The 19878-nt window shown below is 60.2% G+C and carries 19 protein-coding genes; 8 read left to right on the forward strand and 11 right to left on the reverse strand.

Annotated features, from left to right (window positions below):
* Positions 1-6: 6 nt before the first annotated feature.
* Positions 7-477, forward strand: coding sequence for a molybdopterin-dependent oxidoreductase (locus tag WAW39_RS28175; RefSeq protein WP_422322730.1), 471 nt, complete (start codon positions 7-9; stop codon positions 475-477).
* A 55-nt stretch (positions 478-532) separates the two neighbouring features.
* Here WAW39_RS28175 and WAW39_RS28180 read toward each other — a convergent pair whose 3' ends face one another.
* From WAW39_RS28180 to WAW39_RS28195, 4 genes are all read right to left on the reverse strand, one after another.
* Complete coding sequence (locus tag WAW39_RS28180) at positions 533-1174, reverse strand: sulfurtransferase (RefSeq protein WP_422322732.1); 642 nt, start codon at positions 1172-1174, stop codon at positions 533-535.
* 45 nt (positions 1175-1219) lie between these two features.
* On the reverse strand, positions 1220-1459 hold the full coding sequence (locus WAW39_RS28185; protein ID WP_422322734.1) for a hypothetical protein: 240 nt from the start codon (positions 1457-1459) through the stop codon (positions 1220-1222).
* Positions 1460-1502: 43 nt separating this feature from the next.
* Complete coding sequence (locus WAW39_RS28190; protein ID WP_422322736.1) at positions 1503-2456, reverse strand: inorganic phosphate transporter; 954 nt, start codon at positions 2454-2456, stop codon at positions 1503-1505.
* A gap of 79 nt (positions 2457-2535) precedes the next feature.
* Positions 2536-3174: a hypothetical protein gene (locus tag WAW39_RS28195; RefSeq protein ID WP_422322738.1), complete on the reverse strand. Its 639-nt coding sequence runs from the start codon at positions 3172-3174 to the stop codon at positions 2536-2538.
* Positions 3175-3309: 135 nt separating this feature from the next.
* On the opposite strand from WAW39_RS28195, the gene WAW39_RS28200 reads away from it, so the two are divergent.
* Complete coding sequence (locus WAW39_RS28200) at positions 3310-3855, forward strand: tetratricopeptide repeat protein (protein WP_422322740.1); 546 nt, start codon at positions 3310-3312, stop codon at positions 3853-3855.
* A 17-nt stretch (positions 3856-3872) separates the two neighbouring features.
* Here the strand turns inward: WAW39_RS28200 and WAW39_RS28205 are convergent, their stop codons facing one another.
* Together WAW39_RS28205 and WAW39_RS28210 are read right to left on the reverse strand one after the other, a co-directional pair.
* Positions 3873-5195 (reverse strand): PQQ-dependent sugar dehydrogenase, encoded by a 1323-nt coding sequence (locus WAW39_RS28205; protein WP_422322742.1) that lies wholly within the window; start codon positions 5193-5195, stop codon positions 3873-3875.
* 88 nt (positions 5196-5283) lie between these two features.
* On the reverse strand, positions 5284-6402 hold the full coding sequence (locus WAW39_RS28210) for a GTP-binding protein (RefSeq protein WP_422322744.1): 1119 nt from the start codon (positions 6400-6402) through the stop codon (positions 5284-5286).
* A 157-nt stretch (positions 6403-6559) separates the two neighbouring features.
* On the opposite strand from WAW39_RS28210, the gene WAW39_RS28215 reads away from it, so the two are divergent.
* On the forward strand, positions 6560-6883 hold the full coding sequence (locus tag WAW39_RS28215) for an ArsR/SmtB family transcription factor (protein WP_422322745.1): 324 nt from the start codon (positions 6560-6562) through the stop codon (positions 6881-6883).
* A gap of 47 nt (positions 6884-6930) precedes the next feature.
* A complete protein-coding gene (locus WAW39_RS28220) occupies positions 6931-8586 on the forward strand; it encodes a sulfatase-like hydrolase/transferase (protein ID WP_422322747.1) in 1656 nt (551 codons plus the stop codon).
* Between the two features lie 17 nt (positions 8587-8603).
* Here WAW39_RS28220 and WAW39_RS28225 read toward each other — a convergent pair whose 3' ends face one another.
* Together WAW39_RS28225 and WAW39_RS28230 are read right to left on the reverse strand one after the other, a co-directional pair.
* On the reverse strand, positions 8604-9593 hold the full coding sequence (locus WAW39_RS28225; protein ID WP_422322749.1) for a glycosyltransferase: 990 nt from the start codon (positions 9591-9593) through the stop codon (positions 8604-8606).
* Between the two features lie 101 nt (positions 9594-9694).
* Complete coding sequence (locus WAW39_RS28230) at positions 9695-10570, reverse strand: helix-turn-helix domain-containing protein (protein WP_422322751.1); 876 nt, start codon at positions 10568-10570, stop codon at positions 9695-9697.
* An 85-nt stretch (positions 10571-10655) separates the two neighbouring features.
* Between WAW39_RS28230 and WAW39_RS28235 the strand changes: the two genes are divergently transcribed.
* Positions 10656-12989 (forward strand): hypothetical protein, encoded by a 2334-nt coding sequence (locus WAW39_RS28235; protein ID WP_422322753.1) that lies wholly within the window; start codon positions 10656-10658, stop codon positions 12987-12989.
* Here WAW39_RS28235 and WAW39_RS28240 read toward each other — a convergent pair whose 3' ends face one another.
* Positions 12990-14138: a sterol desaturase family protein gene (locus tag WAW39_RS28240; protein WP_422322755.1), complete on the reverse strand. Its 1149-nt coding sequence runs from the start codon at positions 14136-14138 to the stop codon at positions 12990-12992.
* A 148-nt stretch (positions 14139-14286) separates the two neighbouring features.
* Between WAW39_RS28240 and WAW39_RS28245 the strand changes: the two genes are divergently transcribed.
* From WAW39_RS28245 to WAW39_RS28255, 3 genes are all read left to right on the forward strand, one after another.
* A complete protein-coding gene (locus WAW39_RS28245; protein ID WP_422322757.1) occupies positions 14287-14886 on the forward strand; it encodes a helix-turn-helix domain-containing protein in 600 nt (199 codons plus the stop codon).
* Between the two features lie 7 nt (positions 14887-14893).
* A complete protein-coding gene (locus tag WAW39_RS28250) occupies positions 14894-15235 on the forward strand; it encodes a hypothetical protein (protein ID WP_422322759.1) in 342 nt (113 codons plus the stop codon).
* Between the two features lie 69 nt (positions 15236-15304).
* A complete protein-coding gene (locus WAW39_RS28255; protein ID WP_422322761.1) occupies positions 15305-17818 on the forward strand; it encodes a glycosyltransferase in 2514 nt (837 codons plus the stop codon).
* On the opposite strand, the gene WAW39_RS28260 is transcribed toward WAW39_RS28255, so the two are convergent.
* Together WAW39_RS28260 and WAW39_RS28265 are read right to left on the reverse strand one after the other, a co-directional pair.
* Entirely contained in the window at positions 17815-18453 is a 639-nt protein-coding gene (locus WAW39_RS28260; RefSeq protein ID WP_422322763.1) for a TVP38/TMEM64 family protein, read from the reverse strand. The two genes, WAW39_RS28255 and WAW39_RS28260, sit on opposite strands and share 4 nt — an antisense overlap.
* A gap of 25 nt (positions 18454-18478) precedes the next feature.
* Positions 18479-19870, reverse strand: coding sequence for a sulfatase (locus WAW39_RS28265; protein ID WP_422322765.1), 1392 nt, complete (start codon positions 19868-19870; stop codon positions 18479-18481).
* Between the last annotated feature and the right edge of the window lie 8 nt (positions 19871-19878).

The following is a 19878-nucleotide window of genomic DNA, read 5'->3' on the forward strand; positions in this document are numbered from 1 at the left end:
TTCTTCATGCGCCTGCTTCTGCTCCTCTTCTTCGCCACCCAGCTCACCGCCCAAACCCTGGAGGTTTCCGGCGAGGTGGAAAAGCCGCTCAAGCTCTCCCTCGCCGAACTTGAACTCCTCCCTCATCAAACCGTTGATGTCGTGGAGCACTCGGGCGAAAAAGCGCAGTACACCGGAGTGCCAGTATACCAGATCCTCAAAAGCGCCGGTGTGCCCATGGGCGAGCAGCTGCGCGGCCCGGCACTGTCTTTATATATCGTTGTCATCGCCTCGGACGGCTATCAGGCCGTCTATGCCTTGCCTGAACTTGACCCGCTTGCCAACGAAGGCCCGGTGATCCTGGCAGACCAAAAAAACAGCAGGCCCCTTGATGCCGCCATCGGCCCCCTGCGCATCATTCTGCCCAAGGAAAAGCGCCACGCTCGCTGGGTGCGTCAAGTCATCAAGATCGAGGTTCGGCGGGCCGCCAAGCCCTAAAGCATACAGCGCCGCCACCCGCAGGCGACGACGCTGTATTCAACCTGACCAAAAATTACTTCGTCCCCGCTGGATCACCACCCGTCTCAGCAGGAAGTGATTTTCCATTGAGCCAGACGTATTCCTTCCATGCCCCTTCGTAGAGGCGCACGTTCTGATAACCCGCCACATGCTTGAGATAGAACTGCAGCAGGCTGCCTTCACGCGAGGTGCCGCAGTAGGCGATGATGTTTTTGTCCGGCGTGATGCCGGCCTTCTCCAACTCGGCCTTCACTTCGGCGAAGGGCTTGAACTTGTGCGTGTTGTCCTTCTCCATCAGGCGTGCCCAGTGAAAACTGATCGCACCGGGAATGTGGCCTTTGCGCAGCCAGACATCGTCCTCACCACGGAATTCATTGATCGGCCGCGCATCTACCAGAATGTTGCCCGGCTTGCCCACATGTGCCTGCACCTCAGTGACATTGGCCGTGATGGTGATGATGCCTTTCTCCGGCAGCGTTCCCTTGGGATTGCCGAAATAATCCTGAACCGGCGCAAAGCCCTGCTTCTTCCACTCCGCGAGTCCTCCATCAACGATCTTGATGTTCTGCACGCCGAATTTTTCCAGAACGTAAACAACCATGCTGCTGCTGAGGATCTCATCGTTCGGCAGCACATCGCCGGTGGCATAGATGAGTTGCAGGCGGTCTTTGTCCACACCGGCACGAATGAGCAGCGCCTGTGTGAGATCATCCGGCAGATACTACACGGGCACGGCTTCGTTGGTGCCGCGCAGCGTGTCGAAATTGATGTGGTGCGCCGTGGGCAGGTGGCCGCGGAAGTAGTCTTTGTAGCCGCCGCGTGTGTCGAGCACGATGGGTCGCTTGGAGGCATCTGGATTTTCAATCAGCTCCTTGGCTGCGGCGCATGTGATGAGGCCGATCTCGGCCTGTGCCGCTGAACTCAGCAGGGCAACAGTGACGAATGAGAGGATGGATTTCATGTGGTTGGTGGGTGCGTAAATTAGAAGGTGAAGACGTAGTTGATCATGGGAACAGGAAGCGACCGAGGAGGAAAAGCACCGCCGCGACCAGCGCCGAGAGCGGGAGGGTGACGACCCAGGCTGTGAGCACCGGAATGACCGTATGCCACTTCGCCTGACGGGTGGCGATGCCGATACCGAGCAGCGCGCCGACGGAAACGTGCGTGGTCGAAACCGGCAGGCCGCTCACATTGGCCGTCGTCACGAGCAGCGCCGTGGCGAGATTCGCCGCGAAGCCCTGTCCCGGATTCATGTCGGTGATTTTATGCGCCAGCGTCTCGGCGACCTGCTTCGCGCTGATCAATCCACCCGCCGCCATCGCCACGGCGATCATGATCATGCCAGTGCTGCCATGCAGCCAGCCCACGCCAAGCAGCAGCGCCGCCATCTTGGGCGTGTCATTCATGCCCCGCGCAAAACACACGGCACCCGCACTCAGAAAGTGCAGCGCATCCAGCGTGCGTGTACGATGATCCGGCGCGAGCCGCAGCATTTTCAGCACCAGATAAATCACCGCGCCCGCAACCACTGCGAGCACCGGGCTCAGCAGCAACGGCTTGATAAAGCCCCCCCAGAGAGCCTCCACATTCACCTCCCCGGCGATCCATCCCGCTCCTAGCAGGGTCCCCGTAAGCACGTGTGTCGTCGAGACTGGGAAACCAAAGCGGGTCGCCAAAAGACCCGTGACTCCCGCGCCCGCCGACACTGCGAACAAAAACAATGGCTGCGCGATCAGCGCCTCCGGCACTAGGCCCTTGCCAGAGAAGGTTTTCAGAAGTCCCACAGACAGGTACATCGCCGCAACACAACCTGCGGCGGTGGTGACAGCCGCCCAGATCACCGCCGTTCGGTAGCTCGTTGAGCCGCTTCCGAACAACGACGCCACCCCTTTGAAATTGGAATTCGCTCCATTGGCATAAGCCACGACGACAACAGCGATGGTGATGAGGAAAAGCATGCGGGCGGATGATGTGCGTCTATTTGCGCATATTGGCATATATACAATTAAAACCATTCACTCTGCAGAAAATCGTCCCTCACCCGCCCGCCAGCAGCTTCCGCGCACGCTCCTGGCAGATGTGAAAGGCCAGCCCCAGACCGGCACCGAAACCGAGGCCGTAAAAGACGCCCCAGCTCAGCTTCGCGTACAACGGATACTGTTTGATGAACGCGGCCTCCGAAATGCCGCCGACGAAGTAACCAATCGAGTTCAACACGAACAGCGCAAGAAAAACTCTGACCACCACGCGCAGCGCATCAAAGGCGGCCACCAACATGCAGGCCATCACCATCGTACCTGCGGCCAAACCCGCGATGCTGCCGAGGTGACCGCGCAGCGTCATCCAGCCCACAATCCACGCCACCGAATATGCGGCAAACGCCGGACAGAAGACCTTGTAAAATCGCGACATCGAACCCGGCCCGATGATCAGACGATGCAGCAGCGGTGAAGTCAAAGCGAGGAACACCACCGCACAGGCTGCATACATGCCAGCTTCCCCTCCCTGCCTGTGGAACCAATTGCCAAAGACCGCCCATGGCACAAATCCAGCCACGCTGACCACCGTGAACCCAATGATGCCGCGTTTGAGCGAAGCCCCGAGTGAAGGCACCGGAGAACCTGTCGCATGGGCGCGTTTGGCGATGCTTTGGGGGTCGAGTTGGAACCAGCTCATGGGGATACGTGCAGATGAATATTCACTATGACAACAGCCACTTCAGCCAGAACGCTCCCGCCCACATGATTCGTTCGCTGGAATGTACCCGGCATCTCGAACGTTCTTTGATTCCACCCCTTACACGCCCCTCCCATGACTCACCCCCGCCTTGCCTTCCTTTTTCTCGCCCTGGCACTGTCCGCCGCTGCCGCAGATGCACCAGTTCCCGTGAAGACCACGCCCAAGCTGGAAATCCTGAACAAGCAGATCGCGGAAAACGCCGAAAACGCCCAGGCCTATTCCAATCGCGGGTATGTGCTGACACTGCTGGGACGCAAAGACGAGGCGCGTGCCGATCTGAAAAAAGCGCTCTCTCTCAATGACAAGGCCCCCATGCACAACCGCGCCGGCTGGGCCTACTTCAATCTTGGCGACTACGCCGATGCCGTGCGCGAATTTGAGATCTCCAGCAAACTCAGCGGCTTTCAGGCTCATTATGACTACTACTCCTTCGTCCTCGCCTACTGGGGCACCGGCGACACGCAGAAGGCCATCGAGAACTACCAGCTCGCCGTGGAAAAAGACCCCCGCCTCGGCAGCGCCAAAACCCTGCTGGAACGCACCCTCGAATGGACCCCGCTGGAGCAGCGCGCCATGCACGAAATCTACGTGCTCTGGAGCAAGGCCTGGAAGCCTTAGCCTGCATCTGACAGCCTTCAATTGGACGGAGCAGCACCGGCCTTCTGCTGAAGACGTTTGATCTGGCCGGAGGCAAGATTGGCAAACAGCACCTCGCCATTGCGTGGATCAAAACCGATGCCCGCGATGCCAGGATCTTGGGCGAGGGTTTCATCAGCCCAGATGGCCCTGCCCTCATCCTTAAGTGCGATGACACGGCCTGAGACGTAGTCGGCGAAGAAGTATTTTCCGCCATGCTGCGGGAAACTCTTTCCTCGATACACGATTCCCCCCGTCACAGAAAGGCCAACGAGATGGGAGTATTCAAAGATGGGCGCGACGGGTTGGAAACCGGGCGGCTCTTGATCTTTACCGGGACCGCTTGTGAAGGGGTGCAGCGCCTCGCGGTAGCTCCAGCCGTAGTCACCACCGCGGATGATGATGTCGATCTCTTCATAGAGATTCTGGCCTACATCACCGCAGAACAGGCGGCCGGTGGGACCGTCAAAGGAAATGCGCCAGGGATTGCGCAGCCCCGTGGCCCAAATTTCAGTGCGCACCGTTTTGGGATCAATGCTTTCGCCGTGGTGGCTGCTGCGACCGATGAAGGGATTGTCCGCAGGCACTGCGTAAAAGGCCGCGCCATTCGTGTCGAGCGAGATGGCAGGATGCGGATTCGGCGGCAGGCTGCCAGCATTCTTGTCCACATCGATGCGCAGAATCGCCGCGTGAAAGCCTTTGTTGATGAAGCGGGCATTGTCAAACTTGTCATCCCCAGCACCGCCATCGCCCACACTCACATAGAGATACCCGTCCGGGCCGAAGTGGAGATCTCCGCCGTTGTGATTGCTCGCTTCATCCTTCTGCGTGAAGAGCGGCTGCTCGGTGCTGTTGTCCAAGCGGTTGGAGTCATTCGGAAACACATGAAACCGCGACAGCCGCTGGTGCAGCACGCCACCGATTTTCAGGCTGTAATAAACAAAACAGCGCCCGCTCTGCGCATGGTCCGGCGGGAAGGCCAGCCCAAGCATTCCGCACTCGCCCTCGGTCACCAGCGTGGCCTCCGGAATCTGTGTGAGATCGAGAAACAGCTTCTTCTCCGGCCTGTCCGTATCGAGCCCGGCAATGACCTGCACCCGCCCGGTTTTCTCGACGACGAAAATCCGCTTCTTGTCCCCCGGTGCACTGACGATGCCCAGCGGCATATCAAACTTCAAACCCGGAAAAGCGTCCACCAGTTCGTAGTCCGTCTTCACCATGACGATCGGTGGCGGCGGGGCCTTCGGCTTCTTCGTTTGCGCAACCAGCGGAGCGGTGACAGCGCAAACGGCGAGCAATGCGATGGTGGAGAGCGGAGACATGGTTTTCATCACATGTACAAACGAACCCCGGCAATCAAACTGCCGTCACATTCTCCAACCAATCAACAGCAGCCGCCCGTGGTTTCCATCACACTTCCCCATCTCGATGAGTCGGTGTGGGTTTGCCGGGGCGGAAATGTTCTTCATGATCCAGCGTGGCCTTCAGGCCGAAGAAATTCAGCGTCGTTTCATCCAGCCCATCCTTCACCGCTGCCATCAGCGAGGCTGGATCAGCTTCGGCACGCAGGTTCACGATCAACTGCCCGCCCGTAGTCGGCTCGTCCAGCTCCATGCCGAGTTCGGCCACATAGTCGCTGCGAACCAGATTGATGCTGGCCAGCTCTCCCGCGATGCCGTCGTCGGGACTGAAGGTCATTTTAAAATGCGCGATCTCGGCACCATTCTGCTGGAGACGCGCCTGCACGATCAAGGCAAGCTGCTTGAGAAATGCATTCGCATCAAACTCGTCATCCGCCTTCAGCGTCACCGTGGCATTCAGCCAGCCCAGCAGCGCTTCTCCATCGGCATACACTTCGTAATCAACCGCCATCGGGTTGCGCCGCGCCTGCTCGTCCGTCATCAAACTCGCAAACAGTTCATCCAGCCCCGTCTCCTGCCGTGGTGAGGCGGTCACGATCTTCGCCAGCGGAAACTCCTTCGCCAGCACCGCGCGCAACTCCTCACGCTGCGCGTCCTCAATGAGGTCACTCTTGCTGATCACAATGATGTCCGCCTCTTCGAGCTGCTTCTTGAAGATGTAGGCCACCTTGGCCGAGAAGGTGCCGCCTTGATCCAGCCCAAAGACACGACGCGCACGGATGGGATCCACCAGCACGCTGAGTGGAGCGACCGTAAATGCATCGCCATACATGCGGCGCAGCGGATACGTCACGGTGGCGACGAGATCCGTGCAACTTCCCACGGGCTCGGCGATGAACACATCCGGCTTCGCTTCATTCGCCAGCTTGCTCGCCGCGTCGACGAGGGTGTTGAACCGGCAGCAGAAACATCCTCCCGCGATTTCCTCCGTCGCATAGCCCTGACCACGCAGCAGCTTGGTGTCCACCAAACCACCGGCCTGATCGTTGGTGATGAGGCCGACGCGGAGTCCCTGATCGCTGAGATGTTTGGCCAGACGGCCGACAGTGGTCGTTTTCCCGGCGCCGAGGAAACCGCCGATCATGATGTAACGTGCTTTGGTGGACATGGGATTGTTTGGAAAGTTGGTCGCTTCTGCAAGCGGCAGCAAGAACGCAATAAACGGCGGTGCGCCTTATCTTACTTGCACCTCTTGGCAATTATTATTTCACCCCACGAGCTTCGGGATTCTTGCGGGTACAGGGCGATCTGCTAAAGATCCAGACATGCCCTCACGCACCGTGACACGTTCATTCGACTGCCTCACCGCCATGCGCGCGCTGGGAGAGCCGACACGTCTCCGTCTGGTGCGTCTCCTCATCGGTGGCGCGAAGCCGGTGACCGAGCTGTGTGAAACTCTTAACGTCACGCCGTACAACGTCTCCAAGCACCTGCGGGTGCTTAAAGAGGCCGGGCTGCTCGAAGTCGAGAAGCAGGGTCAGCAACGCATCTATGCGCTCGCAGAGGCGTTCAGTGAAAAACTCGCGAAAAACTCCAACACCCTCGACCTGGGCTGCTGCCAGTTTCATTTCGACAAGCTGCCGGAGTAGGCGCGATTCGACGAAAGCATGGGAACCTGTTGGCGTTCTCACCATCCATGCTCCGCGCTCTCACACTTCTGCTCCTTGGCAGCACCTCGCTTTTCGCCGCCGCAAAACCCAACGTCCTGCTCATCTGCGTCGATGACTTGAAGCCGCTGCTCGGCTGCTATGGCGACACTTTGGTGAAATCACCCAACATCGACCGTCTGGCCGCGCGCGGGGTGCTGTTTGAAAAAGCGTACTGCAATCAGGCGGTGTGCTCGCCGTCGCGCAATGCGCTGCTGACGGGATTGCGTTCGCAGACGCTGGGAATTTATGAACTGGCCACAAACTTCCGCAAAGCCGCGCCGAATGCCGTGACGCTGCCGCAGCACTTCATGAACAACGGTTACCGGGCGGAAGGTCTGGGCAAGATCTTCCACGTGGGTCATGGAAATGTGAACGACGTTGCTTCATGGAGCGTGCCGCACTTCACGCCGAAGACGATCAGCTACGCGCTGAAGGAAAACAACCCGCCGGAGTCCACGCGCGAGCAGGCGCTGTTTGAAAACAAGACAGAGGCCTGGAAGCTGCCGCGCGGCGCCCCCACGGAGTCCGCCGATGTGCCCGACAACCGCTATGGGGACGGCATGATCGCCGAGGAAGCGGTGAAACGTCTCGAAGCCGCGAAGCAGAAACCTGACGAGCCGTTTTTCCTTGCGGTCGGTTTTTTGAAACCTCATCTCCCTTTTGTGGCGCCGAAGAAATACTGGGACCTCTACGATCCCTCGTCCTTCAAACTCCCCGCATTGCAAACCGCCCCCGCCGGCGCACCCGAATTCGCACCCTCGACCTGGGGTGAGCTGCGCCAGTACCGGGACATGCCGGAGCAAGGCCCGCTGACGCAGGAGCAGGCCATCCACCTCATCCACGGTTACCATGCCGCCACGAGCTACATGGACGCGCAGCTTGGCAAAGTGCTCGATGCCCTTGATGCGAGCGGCCTGGCCAGCAACACGATCATCGTTTTCTGGGGCGATCACGGCTGGCATCTCGGCGACCACGGCATGTGGTGCAAGCACACCAACTACGAGCAGGCAGCGCGCATTCCTGTGCTCGTTGTGGCTCCTGGCATCCAGCCAGCGCGCACGCAGGCGCTCATCGAATCCTGCGACATCTTCCCCACGCTGGCCGAGCTCGCACAGCTTCCCGCTCCGCCACAGGGCGATGGCCGCAGCTTTGCCAGCGTGCTCAAAGATCCTGCCACCACCGTGCGCGATCATGCCATTCATGTTTATCCACGTGGGGGCGGTTTGATCGGCCGCGCCATCCGCACCCAGCGCCATCGCCTCATCGAATGGAAGAAGCCCGGCGCTGCGCCCGAGACCGCCATCCTCGAATTGTACGACTACGAGGCTGATCCTGCCGAGACGAAGAACCTCGCCGCCGAGCAGCCTGCCGTCGTCGCGGTGCTCCGCCAGATTCTCTCTCAGCATCCCGAGGCCAAACCGCAGATCGCCAGCAAACCAGAAACGGCACCCAAAAAGCCATTGCAGGATCGCGGCAAGATGTTTGATCAACGCGACAAGGACAAGGACGGCCAGCTCACCAAAGAAGAGTTTCTGCTCAACCAGCCCGACCCCGACGAGGCCCCCAAACGTTTTCCAAAATTCGATACGGATGGCAACGGCATACTGAGCCGTGACGAGTTCATCAAGGGTGGGAAGAAGTAGCTTCGCCGCGCTCAGTTCTACGGCTTTTGCCGCTTCCAGATCTGGCACATGTACCAGGCTTTGAAAGTGGCCGCCAGTTCCCGGTAATTGGAACAGCCTTTGAGCATCATCCCGGCAAAGCCAGCCGCCAGAAACTCAGCCGCAAACTCGCTGCGGTGAGCGCGTGAAACGTTCCCCTTGCGCATCTTGCCAAGAAAGTGCCCCATTTCGCGCATGATCTGCTTCTGCAAGGCCCCGCGCAATGCAGCCGGCTGCCCCTTGGCAAAATCCTTCAACAGCGCAGCGACTTTGAGATAGCTGGCAACGCGGTGATGCACTTTGTCAGCATCGCGCGACTGCGTCAGCGAGCTTGGATTGCTCCGGTAGCCATAGCGCGGTGGCTGTGAAAACCCCATGCGTTTGACGGCTAGCGCCAGCTGCACCGTCCATGGGATGTCTTCATGAATCATGTCACGCCGGAACCGCATCTGCGCCGCTTCGATCACGCTGCGCCGGCAAAACTGCAGCCACACATAGTGGGGCCATTCGCGCTGTATGACACCCTGCACCAGCCAGTCGGATCCGCTCAAGATAGAATCCCAGGGCTGCCGGCTGAGAATGGCTGGCGGCTGAGAATTCAGGAGCACCTGCGGATCATTCCTGAAGCTGAAACCATTGCACAATAGGCAGTCCAGATCTCCCTGCTCAGCCTGCTGATGCCAGGCCGCCAAAGAGCCGGGAGCAATCCAGTCATCCCCATCAAGAAAGGCCAGCCATTTGCCAGAAGCACGGTCCAGCCCGGCATTCCGCGCCGCCGAGACGCCCTGGTTGGCCTGCTCGATCACGATGATCCTGGGATCACGCTGCGCGTGGGCGTTGATCTTCCTCAGCGATCCATCCGTGGAGCCATCATCAATGACGATGATCTCCAGCGACAGCTCCCCCTGCGCACACGCCGCCGACAGGGATTCATCCAAAAACGGCTCGTTGTTAAAAACGGGAATGATGAGTGAGACGTCGGGTTGCATGGAGTGTGAACGAGCCGTTGAAAACTAGGCAGGTTGCCAACGTCCTGGCCATTTGAAGCCAAGCTCCTTCATCCTTCAAACAACATATTCGCAATTCATCCTCACGCCGCCTGACCCGCCCCGCTCAAGCGATACTCAGACGGAGACACTCCGGTATGGCGGCGGAACCACGCGGTGAAGTGGGACGCATGGCGAAAACCCAGTGCAAAGGCGATTTCCTTGAGCGTGGCCTGATCCGCCACAATGCGCTCGCGTGCCTCGTCAAGCCGCCGCCGTTCCATAAACATTCGCAGGCCAATGCCAAACTCCTGTTGCATCAATTGTTCCGCGCGGCGGCTGCCGATCTGGAAATCCGGGGGCAAACTCGGCGTCGTTTGATCCAGCGGCAGCGCCTGCAGCCACGCAACGATTTGATCCACCCGGCGGCGGCGAATCCTCACCTGGAGTTCAGGCTGCACGCCGAGCTCCTGCACAGTTTCCATCCACACCGCAAACCAGACGGCGAATGCAGCCTCACGCGCAACCCACTGACTCGCGGAATACTGTGCAACCTCAATGGCTTGACGATAGGTGACGACTTTCTGCGCACCGTGAATGCTGGCAAAAAGTTCCTGCGTCGCTTTTCGCAATGCGGGAGCCTCGGCGGCAAAGTTGAGCGCATCGCGAAACAAGGATGTACCATCCGGCCACTGGCTGCGGAAGCCGACGGACAGCAGCCGGGTGTTTGCCGCAAACCAATGCCGCCGCGGCCGGGGCGATGAGAAGAACGCCTGCCCGCGTGGCACAAGGGTCTCTTTGCCATCCACCTGGATGCGCACTTCACCACGCTCCACGAAGAAGACACCCGCAGGCACCGGGATCTCAGCCGACCACACCCCGCTCTGCGGCACGGGACCACGATACACCCACAGCCACTCATGGCGCAGGCTGCGCCAGACATCGCCGGGAAGTTGGATGACCTGCTTTTTGGGCATCATCCAGCTATGCGGGGGATGTAAGCGATTTCAATCCGGCATAATTCACCCGGGTTGCCAGCGCCCCCAGCGTGGCTTTGATCCACGCATGAAATCCAACCTCCTGCTGCTCGCGGCATTCACAGGCTTTCTCGCAGCCGAGGAACCACGCCATGTCAGCGGCATCTACCCGGCCTTGGCAATGTTCAACAATGAAGGAGAATGCGGCACGGGTGCCGTGGTGCCTTGGGCGAACCGCCTCTGGGTCATCACGTATGGGCCGCACCTGCCTTTTGGCTCCAGTGATAAGCTCTATGAGATCACTTCGGATTTAAAACAGATCGTGCGGCCCGAGAGCGTAGGTGGCACGCCTGCAAACCGCATGATTCATCCTGAGTCGCAGCAGCTTTTCATCGGGCCTTATGTGATCGGCTCCGATCGCGCCGTGCGGGTAATCCCACCGAAAAAAATGCCCGGACGGCTCACCGGGAATGCGCGCCATCTGATCGATCCCGCCGGAAAAATCTATTACGCGACGATGGAGGAAGGCCTCTACGAAGTGGACGTGAAATCGCTGGCCGTCACCTCACTGATCCGCGACGGCAATCCCTTGAAGAAAGGCTTCCAAGTCACAACACCTCTCACCAAACTGGAGTCTCAACTGCCTGGCTATCACGGCAAAGGACTCTATTCGACCCAAGGCCGCTTGATTTACGCCAACAACGGTGACCGCGACAAACGCGTGCTCACCGACCCCACCACCCCAAGCGGCGCTCTGGGAGAATGGCGAAAACCCGGAGATGACTGGCAGCTGGTGCGGCGCAATCAATTCACCGAAGTCACCGGTCCGGGCGGCATCCAGGGCAGCGCGGCAGACGCACCCGCCTGGGGCATCGGCTGGGATGCAAAATCTCTCATTCTAATGCTGCTGGACGGCGGCAAATGGCAGTCGTTTCGTCTGCCAAAAGTCAGCCACAGCTACGACGGCGCGCACGGTTGGAACACCGAATGGCCGCGCATCCGCGACATCGGCGAAGACGATCTGCTCATGACGATGCACGGTGCCTTCTGGCGCTTCCCACGAACCTTCTCCGCGGCCAACACGAACGGCATTCGCGTGCGCAGCGCCTACATGAAGGTCATCGGCGATTTCAGCCGCTGGAACGACCGTCTGGTCTTCGGCTGTGATGATTCGGCGAAGTCGGAGTTTCTCAACAAACGCAAAGTCAAAGGCGGCATCGACAGCGTGGGGCAGTCCCAGTCCAATCTTTGGTTTACGAGTCCCGAGACGCCGAACAAGCTCGGCCCCGCACACGCCAGCGGCGCCGTGTGGCTGCATGAAAGCGTGAAGGCGGGCGATGTGTCGGACCCGTTTCTGGTTGCGGGATGGAAGCACCGCAGCCTCTGGCGGATTGATCACACGGCAGGCACCGCCAAGCGCGAGGACATCAGCGGTGATTCAGAGTGGCTGACTGTGAAAGCCGACCAGGATGGCAAAGATGTGAGCATGATCATCACGCTCACAAATGGTGACTCACGCGGCACGCAAGCCGATGCGATCTTCGACGGCGTGGCGCGTGTGGGCGATGACAAAGTCCAGACCGGCATCTTCCGCGCGCGTGGCGAAAACAAGCGCACGCTTAGCCTCGCAGCCGACGCAGGCTATTACGAACTGGACGCCGCTTTGAATCTGCAGCGGGTCGAGGACACCAAAGCAGAGCAGTTTGTGAAGACAAAGGTCGCGATTCCTCAGCAGGTCATCACGCTCGATGAAGCCAGCGTTCTTGTCGTCGATGATCGAGGCCGCCGCTGGCGCCTTCCACGTGCCAGCCCTGATTTGGATGCTGCCACAAACGCAGGCGAACTGCGCATCTGCCGTGAGGTGGCAACTGAGCGCGATATGCTGAGCGCCTGCGGCACCTTCTTCGAGCTTCCCGCTGAAAATGCCGACGGCTTTGCCAAGATCCGCCCCATCGCCTCGCACAATCTACGTGTGACCGATTTCGGCGGCTACCGTGGCATGCTGCTCATGAGCGGCATCAAACCGGATGCGCCTGCCAGTGAACATATCCTCCGCAGCGCCGATGGCAAAGCCGCTCTCTGGGCTGGTGCGATTGACGATCTCTGGAAACTCGGAAAGCCACGCGGTGTGGGCGGTCCTTGGAAGAACACGAAGGTCAAAGCGGGTCAGCCGAGCGACCCTTACCTCATGTGGGGTTATGACAAACGCACGCTGACCCTGAGCATGGATGACGCGCAGGCATTGAACCTGAAAGTCGAGCTGGATCTGACCGGCACCGGTCTGTGGGTGACCTACAAAGAAGCCAAATTGAAAGCAGGCGCTCAGCTCAGCATGGAGTTCGAGCCAGCGGTGCAGGCGCGCTGGCTCCGTGTCACAGCAGATGCCGCATGCACCGCAACAGCTCAGCTCAAATACGAGTAATCACTTCTTCCTCCGAAACGGATGGAGAAACTGCTGCCAGTAGCCCTTGGGCACCGGATGGCCGCCGATGCCGTAACCTTCGGGCCAGCGGCCGTTTTCCGGCATGTGGTGGGTGCCGAAGAGTTTGTCGAACAGCGGAAAGTGAATGGCAAAATTCACATCAATGGCTTCTTTCTCAATGCCGTGATGCCAGTGGTGGAAGCGGGGTGTGACGAAGAATTTCTCGAAGATGCCGAGCTTCCAGCCGAGATTGGAGTGCGCAAAGGTGGCGAAGAGATAGACGACCAGCACATACGCATTCACCGCCGTCTGGCTGAAGCCGAGCAGGATCATCGGAAAGACCGTGGTCCCGCGCAGCACGAGGATCTCAAAGAAGTGCATCCGCGCTCCGGCCATCCAGTCCATGCTTTGCGCCGAGTGATGTACTGCATGGAAGCGCCACAGCGCCGGAATGCGGTGAAACAGCCGATGCACCCAGTACTGCACCAGATCCGTGAAGAACATGATGGCGATGAGCTGCACAAGAAACGGCAGCGCCGCCACCCAGGCGCGCATCTCCGTCCATGCCGTGTGCTTAAACAACGTCTGCGCCGGCATGAAGCTCAACCAGGTCAGGACTTGGACCATCATGCTGCTGATGAGGTAGTAGAACAGATCCTCGCGCCATTCCTGGCGGAAGATCCCCTGCTCCGCCCGGTGCGGGAAAATCGTCTCCAGCGGGATGAAGAGAAAACCGGTGAAGAGCAGCCGCAGGATGAAAAAATCGAGCCCGAAATACACCGGCGTCAGATCGGCGACCACCGCAGACGCTGAAGTGCCGCCAAACGTCACCGCCAGCAGCGTCGCCACCATGCCCGTGAGTCCAAGGGCCTTGCCCGGACGCAGCAGGAGGCTGAGCAGTGAAAAGCCAAACGCCAGCACCATCAGCACAAACATGCCCGTGCGGAAGGCCGGATGTCCGATCACCGCCGCGTTTTCCTTCATGGTGAAGACCCCCGGAAAACGCATCATCACCACGCAGCCGAGCGCCGCCAGACCAAACATCATGCCCAGCACACCGCTGATCCACCCGCTGCCGAACTTTCTCAAAGCAGGCGGAGCCTCCAGTTCACGGCGAATTTTCAGACGGGTCTCGTGGAGGGCTTTCATGGCACGATTTTAGTATTCCTTGCCTTGATTACAAGATTACCGGGAATAATCCCGCGTTGTTTTTCCTCATTCAATGTCAGGTGGAATATGAAAAAAATCATCGCTTCCACATCCGGCGATGTCACATTTGACGTATTCAAACTAAACCATGACTGCTACCTTCGGCCGGATGCTCACCGCTGCGCGTGAAAAGCGCGGCTTGTCCATTGAGGACGCTGCGCATGAGACACGCATTCCGGCGCAGCGCCTGCGCTATCTGGAATCCGGCAACATTGCCGCATTTGGCAGCCTGACGTATGCGCGTTCGTTCATGCGCCAGTACAGCGATTTCCTTGAAGTGGACGCATCCTCCATGCTGGAAGAGCTGCCCGAAGGCGCCCTGGGTGGAGAGCGGGATTATCGTTATCTGACACAATCCCAGGGGCCATGGCTGCGTGAGCCTGCCACGCATCATGAGCGCCTCACCGCGCCCGCTGCAGGCCAGGTGAACTCCATCAAGTCCCCGCTGCCAGCAGCCCTCGCGGTCTTTATCCTCGTCCTCGCCGGCACCGCCATGTGGGGAATGCATGTCGCTGACTTGCGCAGCCAGGTGGAACCTGCCGCGCTGAAGGCGCTGCCAGTCGAGGACGATGACACCTCCTCGCCAGCCCCTTTGGCGGCCGCCCCAGGCACGGGAGGTGCGGCGAATGTGACAACAAAACAGGTGGATTTTCCGGACACTGCCCATAAAGCTACCCCTGTAAACTGATCTGCGAATGCCTGCGCCTGAAACCATTCCCCAAAAATCCCTGTGGTGGCTCGAATCCCTGCTCTGGTCTGCTGCCATCATCATTGGCGTCGCCGTTGCGGCTTATGTGAATGAAACTGCACGTGAGATCGTGGCTCAGGGTCTGGCCTATTTCTTCACCTTCTTCTCCACTCCATTTGTGCTGGAGACCAGCACCGCATTTGTCGGCTTCTGCATCGTGATGTTCATCAACGCCCGTCGTATCGAACGCGAAGGCGACGGCTGGGTGGAAATGGAGATCACGGACCCTGCCGTGCCGGAAGACCTCATGGCAGTTCAAACGCCCGGAGACAAAGCTTCCGAAGTCTGAAGTCTGACTGGTCTTCGGCACGTACCTGTTTCACCCTTCGGACCCGCCGAATGTGAACCTGACGCCTGCATGACTTCCGCCATCCCTTCTGCCCCCCTTGCACCCGTGAGCCACGGGCAGCGCGTGGCAGTGGCAGGAAAGTTCCTGCAATTGGCCGATGGCACCCCCCATTTCATGCGCGGCGTCACCTATGGCCCGTTCAAACCGAACTCGCGTGGCGAGCCCTTCCCTGAAGACGACCAGCTCGCTGCCGACCTGCGCCACATCACAGCGATGGGTTTCAATACCGTGCGGCTGTACGATCCCCCAACAGCAGCCGTGCTGCGCGAAGTCGAAGCCCTTGGCCTGCGCCTGATCGTTGGCATCCCCTGGAGTGAGCATGTCGATTTCCTCGCCAGCCGCGCTCTCTGCCGTGAGATCGAAACCCAGGTAGCCACCACATGCGCCAGACTGGGTTCTCATTCCTGCATCACCGCATTCCTCGTCGGTAATGAGATCGAGAAAACGCTGGTGCGCTGGATGAAGCCCCGGCGCGTGCGGGCTTTCATCGAAAAACTCATCGAGATCGCCCGCCGCCATGCGCCGCAGACACTCATCAGCTACGCCACGTATCCGTCCACCGGCTATCTCGTGCCGCGCAATGCCGACTTCATCGCGGTGAACGTGTATCTGGAATCCGCTGCAGCATTCAGCGCCTGCCTCGCCCAATGGCAGAATCTCGCAGGCAACCAGCCGCTGCTCATCACGGAATTCGGTCTCGATGTCGCTTCCCATGGGCCTGAGCGACAGGCGGAGGTGATGCGCTGGCAGCATGACTGCCTGCTGAGCGGCAGCTGCGCGGGCGGAGTCTGGTTTGCCTACACGGACGAATGGTTCCGGGGCGGCAAGGAGATCACCGACTGGCAGTTTGGCCTGGTGGATCGTGAGAGAAAGGAACGCCCTGCCTGTGCCCTGCAGCGCGGACTGCCATCTGTATTGCCGCCTCCCGCCGCAGCGCCGCGCATCTCCGTCGTGGTCTGCACTCACAATGGTGCCGCCACGCTGAGTCAATGCCTGGATTCATTGGTGGCGCTGCGTTATCCCGATTTCGAAATCCTGCTCATCGACGACGGTTCCCGCCAGCACATCGCCGAAATCGCGAAAGCCCATCCGCAGGTGAGCTACCAGTTTCAGGAGCACGCCGGACTCAGTGTGGCCCGCAATCTGGGTGCCCGTCTCGCCACCGGCGCCATCATCGCCTACACCGATGATGACTGCATCGCACACCCTGACTGGCTCCTTCACCTGAGCCATGCCTTTGCGGATGAAACCGTCGCAGCAGCCGGAGGTCCCAACATCCCGCCTCCACCGCGCAATCGCATCGAGCGCATCGTCGCCGCAGCCCCGGGCGCACCAGCGCATGTGCTGCTCAATGACACCGAAGCCGAGCACCTGCCGGGCTGCAATCTCGCCATTCGCAAGGACGCGCTCGAACTTATCGGCGGCTTCAAGGCTGAATTCAAAACAGCGGGTGATGATGTGGACATCTGCTGGCGGCTCCGTGAAACCGGCAGGCGGCTGCTCTTCGTGCCCGGAGCGATGGTCTGGCACCATCGGCGCTTCACCATTCGGGCGTATCTGACACAGCAGTTTGGCTACGGCTGCGCAGAGGCGCTCCTGATGAAGACGCATCCCGAACGCTTCGGTTACCTCGGCGGCGCGCGCTGGCGTGGCGGCATTTATGGGGATCAGCATCCGGCGGACTATCCTGTCGAAGGAAGCATCTTCCACGGCCCCTTGGGACTCGGTGCCTTCCAGGTGATCTACTCATCCTCCAGCTTCCGCTGGTGGGAGTGGTTCACCGGCCTGCTATGGCTCGCGCTGCTGCTGCTGGCGCTGGTTTGTCAGCAGCTGTGGCTGGCGCTGGGACTGCTGGGGTTTGCCGGTTGGTCTGCCTGGCAGGTCAGTGCTCGCCACGCTGCAGCAGCCAGCATCCATGGCCCGCTGGATCGCCTGCTGCTCTGGTGGCTGAGCTTCCTGCAGCCCGTGGTGCGCGAGTGGGCGCGGCTGCGTGGCATGCTGGCACTGGGCGCACGGCCCAGCCGTCATCCGTTGCTGCCAGACATCATTCCACCCACACGACCGCATAAAATCACCCTCAGCCTGGGAACGCTGTGCTTCTGGAGCGAAACCGGCATCACCCGTGACGCCTGGCTGCAGGAAATGCGCAAGGCGCTCCGAGCTGCGCACATCATCTTTCGTGAGGACGACGGCTGGCGCTGGTTTGACATCGAGGCCTGGCCCTGGTCGGAGGTTTCCCGCGCCTTTTTGAGCGTCACGGAGTTTCATGCCAACGGACGCTGCCTCACGCGGGTGAAATTGCTCCTGCGCATCCGCCGCAGCTTCGGGTGGAATATGCTGCTCTGGCTCATCGTCACCGCGATTTTGATGGCGGCTGGTTTGCACATGCTGCTCGTGCTGGGCCTGGTGGCTGTCCTCGCCATCATCCTGCTGCTCCCGCTCGGCGTGTGGTTCATCCGCCGTGAAATGCGCAGGCTCGCGCGTTCAGCAGCTGCCAGTGCCGGATTGATTGAAATGCGTTAGCGCTTCAGCACACGCGCCGCGCCCAGCCATAGCACGACAGGAACGATGGCACTCAAGGCAAAAGCCCAGCCAGGCTCGCTCTGCCCGAGGTGGCCGATCGCCGCGAACACAAACCCCGTGGGCACCGAGCCGCAGGCCAGCGCCGGCAAAAACACCCGCCAGCGCATGCGGGAAAGTCCCGCGAGGCAGGCCACCGCCTCCGGCAGCACCGGCATCCAGCGCGAAAGCGCCACCAGCCAGCCACCGCGCTTCTCGAACACCTCTTCTCCTCGACGCAGCCCCTCCTCCCCCGCAATCCTGCGCGCCGCACCACGCCCCAGCCAGCGGCAGGCAGCGTAGGCGATAACGCCGGAAAGCATCGACCCAGCCGCACAAATCAGACCACCCTGCCACCAGCCATACATCCACCCCAGTGCAGACATGACCACCGTCGAAGGCACCGGCAGCACAATGTCGGCCACCAGCAGCACGATCCCCGCCACCCATGCCCATGCGCCGTAGCCTTCCATCCACTTTCGCGCGCCTGCGAGACTCAGGGTCTGGTCAAACTGCGCCCCCCAGATCACAAACGGCACAATGATCCCCGCGAGGATCACGAAAATCAGAAGAATGAGCGAACGGCTGCCACGGGTCATGCTGCAACACAGCAGGCAATGCGCCTCAGGGCAAGAGCGGCGCCGCATGCTCCACCATTCCCGCTTCCCGCTGACCCGCACCGTCGCGTTTGGAATCGCCCAGATCACCCCGGGCTCGTTCAGCGAGGGCGGTGAGTCGGGCCACCACCTCCGGATGCTGGGCGGACACTTCGTGCTCCTCGCCGACATCATGCCGCACGTCGAACAGTTCCAGTTTGGAAGGCTCCTGCTTGCCGGTCAGAGTTTTAAATTTGCCTTCGAGCGGCAGGTAGAGCTTCCAGTCTCCCGCGCGCACCGCCTGCAACTGCTCCATGCGATAATAGAAGAAACCATCGTCATCCCACGGCGATGCGGTTTTGCTGGCATCAAAGAGGATCGCGGAGATGTCATGCCCGTCGAGTTTCTGCTCCGGCAGCTTGGTTCCAACGATACCGGCAAAAGTCGGCAGCAGGTCCATCGTCGAACACAGCGCGTCATTCACCACTCCCGCTGCGATCTTCCCCGGCCAGCGCATCACGCAGGGCATGCGCATCGCGCCTTCAGACGTGTCGTAGCCTGAGCCGCGATATGGCGCATTGCTGCCCTGCGGTGGATTGCATTTCACCGCGCCGTTGTCGGAGGTCCACACGATAAGCGTGTTGTCCGCGAGCTTCAGCCGCTGCAAGGCCGCCATGATTTCCCCGGTGCTCCAGTCAAGCTCCTCCACCGAGTCGCCATACTCCCCGTTCGCACTCTTGCCACGGAAGTTCTCGCTCGAAAACGGATGCGCGGTCGATCCGGGCATCGTGTGCGGCAGGTAGAGAAAGAACGGCTCTGCCGCATGCTTCTCAATGAAGCGCACCGCCTCCTCCGTGCAGCGCTTCACCAGATGATCGCGGTCCGCAGGCGCCTCAATCACCTTCTCTCCGCGCATGAGCGGCAGTTCCGGCCAGAGATCCGGCTTTTTATCCTTCGTCATGTCATCGCTGTACGGAAGGCCGAAGAAATCATCAAACCCCTGCTTCGTCGGCAGAAACGCCTGCTGATCCCCGAGATGCCATTTGCCGATGCACATCGTCGCATAGCCCGCGCTCTTCAAAACTTCAGCCATCGTGACCTCGGCGGGATTGAGCCCCTTGCGCGCCACCGGCTGCAGCACCGCGCCGCCCGTGTCGCTCACATGCATGCCCACGCGGCGCGGATAGCAGCCCGTCATCAACGCCGCACGACTCGGCGTGCAGACGCCGCTGGCCACATAGAAGCTGGTGAACTTTGTGCCCTCCGCCGCCAGCCGGTCCACATTCGGCGTGCGGTGCAGTTTCGAGCCAAAGCAGCCGAGATCGCCGTTCCCAAAGTTATCGACGAAAATGACGATGATGTTCGGCTTCGCCGCGAAGGCGCTGACGGAGGACAACAGGAGGAAGAGTAACGTTTTCATGGAGTGCG

It is taken from the genome of Prosthecobacter sp. (genome assembly GCF_049294395.1).
Taxonomy (GTDB): domain Bacteria; phylum Verrucomicrobiota; class Verrucomicrobiia; order Verrucomicrobiales; family Verrucomicrobiaceae; genus Prosthecobacter.

Bases quoted from the DNA above. Each gene is read 5' to 3' on its own strand.
- WAW39_RS28245 (WP_422322757.1), top strand. From the start codon at position 14,287: ATGACTGCTACCTTCGGCCGGATGCTCACCGCTGCGCGTGAAAAGCGC.
- WAW39_RS28175 (WP_422322730.1), top strand. From the start codon at position 7: ATGCGCCTGCTTCTGCTCCTCTTCTTCGCCACCCAGCTCACCGCCCAA.
- WAW39_RS28220 (WP_422322747.1), top strand. From the start codon at position 6,931: ATGCTCCGCGCTCTCACACTTCTGCTCCTTGGCAGCACCTCGCTTTTC.
- WAW39_RS28210 (WP_422322744.1), bottom strand. From the start codon at position 6,402: ATGTCCACCAAAGCACGTTACATCATGATCGGCGGTTTCCTCGGCGCC.
- WAW39_RS28255 (WP_422322761.1), top strand. From the start codon at position 15,305: ATGACTTCCGCCATCCCTTCTGCCCCCCTTGCACCCGTGAGCCACGGG.
- WAW39_RS28190 (WP_422322736.1), bottom strand. From the start codon at position 2,456: ATGCTTTTCCTCATCACCATCGCTGTTGTCGTCGTGGCTTATGCCAAT.
- WAW39_RS28265 (WP_422322765.1), bottom strand. From the start codon at position 19,870: ATGAAAACGTTACTCTTCCTCCTGTTGTCCTCCGTCAGCGCCTTCGCG.
- WAW39_RS28250 (WP_422322759.1), top strand. From the start codon at position 14,894: ATGCCTGCGCCTGAAACCATTCCCCAAAAATCCCTGTGGTGGCTCGAA.
- WAW39_RS28200 (WP_422322740.1), top strand. From the start codon at position 3,310: ATGACTCACCCCCGCCTTGCCTTCCTTTTTCTCGCCCTGGCACTGTCC.
- WAW39_RS28260 (WP_422322763.1), bottom strand. From the start codon at position 18,453: ATGACCCGTGGCAGCCGTTCGCTCATTCTTCTGATTTTCGTGATCCTC.
- WAW39_RS28235 (WP_422322753.1), top strand. From the start codon at position 10,656: ATGAAATCCAACCTCCTGCTGCTCGCGGCATTCACAGGCTTTCTCGCA.
- WAW39_RS28205 (WP_422322742.1), bottom strand. From the start codon at position 5,195: ATGTCTCCGCTCTCCACCATCGCATTGCTCGCCGTTTGCGCTGTCACC.
- WAW39_RS28215 (WP_422322745.1), top strand. From the start codon at position 6,560: ATGCCCTCACGCACCGTGACACGTTCATTCGACTGCCTCACCGCCATG.
- WAW39_RS28230 (WP_422322751.1), bottom strand. From the start codon at position 10,570: ATGATGCCCAAAAAGCAGGTCATCCAACTTCCCGGCGATGTCTGGCGC.
- WAW39_RS28195 (WP_422322738.1), bottom strand. From the start codon at position 3,174: ATGAGCTGGTTCCAACTCGACCCCCAAAGCATCGCCAAACGCGCCCAT.
- WAW39_RS28240 (WP_422322755.1), bottom strand. From the start codon at position 14,138: ATGAAAGCCCTCCACGAGACCCGTCTGAAAATTCGCCGTGAACTGGAG.
- WAW39_RS28185 (WP_422322734.1), bottom strand. From the start codon at position 1,459: ATGAAATCCATCCTCTCATTCGTCACTGTTGCCCTGCTGAGTTCAGCG.
- WAW39_RS28225 (WP_422322749.1), bottom strand. From the start codon at position 9,593: ATGCAACCCGACGTCTCACTCATCATTCCCGTTTTTAACAACGAGCCG.